Origin of the sequence: Microbacterium sp. (assembly GCF_047972865.1) — a bacterium.
GTDB lineage: Bacteria > Actinomycetota > Actinomycetes > Actinomycetales > Microbacteriaceae > Microbacterium.
Genome location: NZ_JBKEAY010000050.1, coordinates 1 through 5,763, shown reverse-complemented (window position 1 = coordinate 5,763; position 5,763 = coordinate 1). Strand labels below are relative to the sequence as shown.

Here is a 5,763-nt window from a genome sequence, read left to right as displayed (position 1 = left end):
ACCGAGGCGACGACGCGACCGTGACCTCCAGGCCGGGCGTCAGCGCCTCGCGTTCGTCGAAGACGAAGCAGTCGCCGCGCCAGTGCGCGCCGCCCTGCTCGGCGAACCAGCCGAGAATGCCGTCGTCGAGCTGGTAGGCGTCGATGCCTTCGTCGCGCAGTACGAGCGCCGCCTTCTCGCAGCGGATGCCGCCGGTGCAGAAGCTCACGACGGTCTTGCCGGCCAGCTCGTCGCGGTGCGCGGCCGCTGCTCCCGGAAACTGCGTGAATCGATCGATGCGCCAGTCCACGGCATCCGCGAAGGTGCCGTAGTCGACCTCGAACGCGTTTCGGGTGTCGAGGAGCACGACCTCGCGGCCGGCGTCGTCGTGGCCCTGGTCGAGCCACCGGCGCAACGTGGCCGGGGTGACCGCGGGCGCGCGGCCGGTGTCCGGGGTGAGCGGGCGGTCCATGCGGATGATCTCGCGTTTGACCTTGAGGAGCATCCGGCGAAACGGCTGCTGGTCCGACCAGCTCTCCGTGGTCGTCAGGTCGGCGAACCGCGGGTCGGTGCGCAGCTCGGCGACGAAACCGCGCACGGCGTCGGCGCCCCCGGCCAGGAAGAGGTTGATGCCCTCCCGCGCGAGCAGGATCGTGCCCTTCAGCTCCGCCGCGACGGCGCGAGTCCGCAACACGTCACGCAACGCCACGGGGTCATCGATCCCGGTGAACCGGTAGGCGGAGATGTTCAGGACGGATGCCACGGCATCCCAGCCTACGCAGGCACCGCTACGCCGACCCGACCCCACCGGCGGAGAGCTCGCTCAGCGCGGCGATCTCGTCGCCGGCGAGGTCCACGCGCGCCCCGTCGAGCAGTCCCACTACCTGGTCGACGCGCGATGCGGAGGCGATCGGCGCGGCGACGGTCGGCTGAATACGAAGCCAGGCCAGCGCGATCGCCGCAACGGAGGTCCCGTGCGCGTCCGCGATCTGCGTCATGGCGTCGATCAGTGCCAGCCCCTTCGGGGTGGCGTACGACACGGCAGCGGCAGCGCGCGGCGACGCCTGCCCGGCGGCGTCGGCCGAGCGATACTTGCCGGTGAGGAACCCCTTGGCCAGCGAGAAGTACGGCACCACCGCGAGAGCGAACTCCGCCGCGACCGGCGCGATGTGCTCCTCGACATCGGCACGGTGCACGAGGTTGTAGTGCGGCTGGATCGCCACCGGCTCGGCGACCCCCTGTTCGCGAGAGAGCCGCATCCACTCCCGAATGCGGTCGGCGCTGTAGTTGGAGACCCCGACGGCACGCACGAGTCCGTCGCTGACCAGGTCGCCGAAGGCCTGCACGGTCTCGGCCAGCGGCGTCTCGGGGTCGTCGAAGTGCGCGTAGTACAGGTCGATGCGGTCGACTCCCAGTCGGCCGAGGGAGGCTTCCGCCGCCGCCCGGACATTGGCCGCCGACAGGCCGGGGAAGTCGGGATGCTGGCTGACCTTGGTGGCAACGATCGCGTTCTCCGGGCGCCGCGAAGCCAGCCACTGGCCGATGATCGTCTCGCTCTCGCCGCCGCTGTTGCCGGGGGCCCAGGCGGAGTAGGAGTCGGCGGTGTCGACGAAGGTGCCGCCGCCGCCGTGGAACGCGTCGAGCACGGCGAACGATGCGTCGCGGTCGGCGGTGTAACCGAACACGTTGCCGCCGAGGCAGAGGGGAAGGACGTCGAAGTCGCCGATGCGTGTCATACCCAGGACAAGTCCGGCGAGCGCGGCGGTATTCCGCGGGTTACCATCGGGGGGTGTTCACCGGGGCGCGGACGCATTCAACGGAATATACCTCGGTGAAGGACGGTTGAACAGGCGACATGGAACGTTTCGGAACCCTCTCGTTCGGTCATTACGGCCCTCTCGGCGGCGGGCGGCAGCTCACGGCCGCCGACTCGATGCACCAGGCGATCGACCTCGCGCAGGGCATGGACGAGCTGGGCGTGAACGGCATCTATTTCCGGGTGCATCACTTCGCCCGGCAGCAGGCCTCGCCCATGCCGCTGCTGTCGGCGATCGCCGCCACGACCCGCCGCATCGAGATGGGCACCGGCGTGATCGACATGCGCTACGAGAACCCCCTCTACCTCGCCGAGGAAGCAGCCGCTGTCGACCTTATCTCCGGCGGACGGCTGGCCCTCGGCGTCAGTCGGGGCTCACCGGAGACCGTGGTGCGCGGCTACGAGGCGTTCGGGTACACCGGCTCGGACGACCCGCGCGGATCGGACATCGCCCGCGAGCATTTCGACCTTTTCCTGCGCGCCATCGACGGCGAGGGACTGGCCCGACGCGACGCGCAGAGCCCGTTCGGCGGGGGCAGCGGGATGCAGCGGATCGAGCCGCACTCCCCCGGTCTGCGCTCGCGCGTGTGGTGGGGCGCCGGCAACCGCGACTCCGCCGAATGGGCGGGACGGCAGGGCGTCAACCTGATGAGCTCGACCCTGCTCACACAGGCCGACGGCCGCCCGCTCGACGTGCTCCAGGCCGAGCAGATCGACGCCTTCCGCGCGGCGTGGCGCGATGCCGGGCACCCCGGCACGCCGCGGGTGTCGGTGAGCCGCTCGGTGTTCCCGATCACGACCGCGGAAGACGAACTGTACTTCGGGCACAGCCAAGAAGGTGACGGGATCGGGGTGATCGACGGCATCCGCTCCACCTTCGGCAAGACGTATGCCGCCGCCCCGGATGTGCTCGTAGAACAGCTCCGGCAGGATGCCGCCGTCATGTCGGCCGACACCCTGATGCTGACCATCCCGAGTCAGTTGGGCGTGGAGTTCAACCTGCGCATCGTCGCATCGTTCGCGAACCACGTGGCCCCCGCGCTGGGGTGGTCCCCGACCCGCGAGCTCGCCGGCCGGTCGCGGGCGTAGCGTTCAGTCCCGCGACGATGCGTTCACGTGGCCGGAACGTTCCTGGCCGCTCAGCGCCGCGATCGCCGACATCAGCCGCTCGGTGATTTCGCGCCGCGCCTTTCCGTCGGCGACCCCGTCCAGGTCGGATAGGTCCAGCGGGGCGCCGAAGCGCACTTCGAGCCGTGGCTGCCCGCGGCGCAGGTGCGCGAACGGCCTCGCGGTGCCGGTCCCGACCAGGCCTACCGGCACCACCGTGGCACCGGTGTCGCGAGCCATCCACGCTGCGCCCCCGTGTCCGTCGTGCAGCTTGCCGTCGCGCGACCGCGTGCCCTCGGGGAAGACGGCGAAGACGCTCCCCGCGCGCAGAATGTCGCTTCCCGCCGTCAGCGCGGCGCGTGCGTCGCGACCGGCGGCGCGATGGACCGGCACCCCGCCGATCGAGGTGAAGAACCACCGGCGCACACGCCCGGTCAGGCCGGTCCCGGTGAAGTACGACGCCTTGATCAAGAACTGCACCGGCCGCGGCGCAGCCACCGGGATCATGACGGTGTCGAGCGCCGAGAGGTGATTGCTGGCCAGCAGCACGGCACCGGTCGACGGGACGTGCTCGCGCCCGGCGTAGCGCGGTCGGTACAGCACGCGAAAAAGCGGCCGCAGCAGCGCCCGGCCGACGAGGTAGATCGCTCCGGGGCGGGGCGCCGGGTCAGGGCTCGAGGAGGCCGGTTCGGACATCCCGCCACCCTACCCGCAGCGGTCTCATCCTCCGAGACCGTTTTATGGTCAGACCACAAACGAAATGTGCGAGAATAGAGGTGTGCCCACCGCCCGACCGATGGCGTACAGCGCCATCTCAAGTTCGTCTCGCGTGGAGATCCTCCACCTGATCCAGCAGCGCGCGCATCGCAGCATCGCCGAACTCGTCGCCGCCACGGGCCTGCATCCGAACACGGTGCGTGAACACCTGCAGCGCATGATCGACGACGGCTACATCGTGGTCGCCCCCGAGCACCGCCGCACCCGCGGCCGACCGCGGATGCTCTACAGCATGGCCGATCCCGCCGACGGCTCCAGCGACATCCTGCGCCGGCGCATCGCGGCATCCGCGGCCCGCGGCGATCTGATGCGCCGCGTGCTCCCCGACAGCCGGCCCCGTTCGCTGGGCACCGAGGCGCTGCACCAGCTCGATGCCGTCATCGACGATCTCGAGGATGCCGGGTTCGCCCCCGTGCTCGATGAGCGCGCCCTCACGATAGATCTGAGTCCCTGCGCCCACGCACCGGTGTGCGACGAGGAGCGCAGTCTGCGGTGCCAGGTGCACCTCGGCATCATCGAGGGCATCCTCGCCGCGGCCGGGGGCCCGCTGTCGATCGACGACGCGCGCTCGTCCTGTGCCCGCGGCGAGTGCCTCATCCACCTCCGCCACACGCAGGCGGCGGCGCTCACAGCCCCGTGACGCGCAGGTGGAAGATCCACACCAGCCGTCCGTTGTACCGCACCTGATACATCCGCCGTTTGCTGTCGACCACTTCCAGCGCCGTCCCCCCGGGGATGTAGCCGATGACCGACCCCTCCGGAGAGTTGAGCATGGCGGTACGCGCTTTCGTGCGCACGTGGAGGTCGGGATGCGACGCGGCGGCGCCGAACGATCCGTTGAAGTGTGAGTAGACGGTGCGCGCGATCGCCCGGATGCCGGCCTTCGACGACCCGCCCGACCCCAGCACGGTCAGCACGAACGTCTTCTTCGAGCCGATGACGACGGCGGAGTCGTTCTGGATCAACCCGGACGCCACCCACAGCGACCCCGGTTTGGACGCCTGGATGATGCCGGGCGGAATGCCCTCGGGAATGCGCGACGTGAACGGCTGATTCCGCATGAACCGCAGCAGCAGTGTGCTGTAGCGGTCGCTGAGGATCGTGCGCGCTTTCAGCTTGTAGAGCATGGCGCTCAGGTCGTTCGCGGTGGTGCGGTTGCCCCCGTACAGCACCGATGTGCCGCTGGGCACCGACCCGTAGTAGGTGTTGTTCAGTCCCAGGGAGCGGATCTCGCGGTTGAGGGTGGGAATGCCGATCCAGTGCACGATGTCGGTGTGGCAGTAGTTGTCGGAGATGTAGATCATCACCTTCAGGCAGTCGTACAGCGTCGTGCCCGACGGCATCCGCCAGTTCATCGACACGCGGCCCGATTCGACCCGTTTCATCGCCGCCCACGCCGCGAACACCTTGATCATGCTGGCGGGCTCGCGCCGCGTCGACCCGCCGATGCTGACCATCTCGCGGATGCCGCCGACCTCCCGCGCGCTGACCGTGTACGACGACCCGGGGTAGCGGGCCAGCGTCTCCTGCAGCGCCGTGCGCAGCCGCGCCTCGTTGCGGGTGCGCACCGTCGTGCAACTGCGGCCGGCGGCGACGTCGTCGCTAAGGGCCGACACCGCGGTGAGCACGAGCGGCCGGTCCGACCGCGCCGCCAGCACCGCGGCGGTCGAGTCGGGAATGCACTGCGGAATCGCGAAGTACAGCGGCTGTCCGGTCGCCGCCGACAGCCAGGCCGCGGTGGGCACCGTGATCGTGGCGTCCGCGGCGGTGAACACACCGCGCGTCGTGCTGCTCGGGAACGTGCGGGCGATGTTCTCGGTGATGCCGTACCGATCCGCCCCGCTGATGCGGCTCACCGCGAACCCGGCGGCCTCGAGCGAACGCGCATACGATGTCGACAGCGACCCGCGTCCGCCGACGAGCACCACCGAGGCGGCACCGACCTCGCGCAACGCGGCGACGGTGCCGGATGCCGCGGACGGTTCGCCGGGCCGGACCAGCAGCACGCCCGCGTCGCGGGCGGCGGCCGCGGTCGTCGCCAGCGGCCCGCCGAGGAGCCCTGCTCCCCCCGCGACGTACACGAC

The 5,763-nt window shown here is 70.3% G+C and carries 6 protein-coding genes; 2 read left to right on the top strand and 4 right to left on the bottom strand.

Annotated elements, in window-relative coordinates; translation table 11 throughout:
* The coding region (locus tag ACK5KK_RS02775) for a sulfurtransferase (RefSeq protein WP_416888567.1) at positions 1-742 on the bottom strand (742 nt) is incomplete at its 3' end.
* 25 nt (positions 743-767) lie between these two features.
* Positions 768-1,715 (bottom strand): aldo/keto reductase, encoded by a 948-nt coding sequence (locus tag ACK5KK_RS02770; RefSeq protein ID WP_416888566.1) that lies wholly within the window; start codon positions 1,713-1,715, stop codon positions 768-770.
* Between the two features lie 119 nt (positions 1,716-1,834).
* Here ACK5KK_RS02770 and ACK5KK_RS02765 point away from each other — a divergent pair, with 119 nt between their 5' ends.
* Positions 1,835-2,884, top strand: coding sequence for an LLM class flavin-dependent oxidoreductase (locus tag ACK5KK_RS02765; protein WP_416888565.1), 1,050 nt, complete (start codon positions 1,835-1,837; stop codon positions 2,882-2,884).
* Between the two features lie 3 nt (positions 2,885-2,887).
* Here ACK5KK_RS02765 and ACK5KK_RS02760 read toward each other — a convergent pair whose 3' ends face one another.
* The gene (locus tag ACK5KK_RS02760; RefSeq protein WP_416888564.1) at positions 2,888-3,598 is read right to left on the bottom strand and encodes a lysophospholipid acyltransferase family protein; all 711 of its coding nucleotides are present in this window, start codon (positions 3,596-3,598) and stop codon (positions 2,888-2,890) included.
* Positions 3,599-3,680: 82 nt separating this feature from the next.
* Between ACK5KK_RS02760 and ACK5KK_RS02755 the strand changes: the two genes are divergently transcribed.
* On the top strand, positions 3,681-4,319 hold the full coding sequence (locus tag ACK5KK_RS02755; RefSeq protein WP_416888563.1) for a winged helix-turn-helix transcriptional regulator: 639 nt from the start codon (positions 3,681-3,683) through the stop codon (positions 4,317-4,319).
* Here ACK5KK_RS02755 and ACK5KK_RS02750 read toward each other — a convergent pair.
* Positions 4,306-5,763: serine hydrolase (locus ACK5KK_RS02750; RefSeq protein WP_416888562.1), on the bottom strand; the 1,458-nt coding region annotated here is incomplete at its 5' end. The genes ACK5KK_RS02755 and ACK5KK_RS02750 overlap by 14 nt on opposite strands.

What these genes read in the sequence shown, in the direction of transcription:
- ACK5KK_RS02770 (WP_416888566.1), bottom strand. Translation starts at nt 1,715, where the DNA reads ATGACACGCATCGGCGACTTCGACGTCCTTCCCCTCTGCCTCGGCGGC.
- ACK5KK_RS02765 (WP_416888565.1), top strand. Translation starts at nt 1,835, where the DNA reads ATGGAACGTTTCGGAACCCTCTCGTTCGGTCATTACGGCCCTCTCGGC.
- ACK5KK_RS02760 (WP_416888564.1), bottom strand. Translation starts at nt 3,598, where the DNA reads ATGTCCGAACCGGCCTCCTCGAGCCCTGACCCGGCGCCCCGCCCCGGA.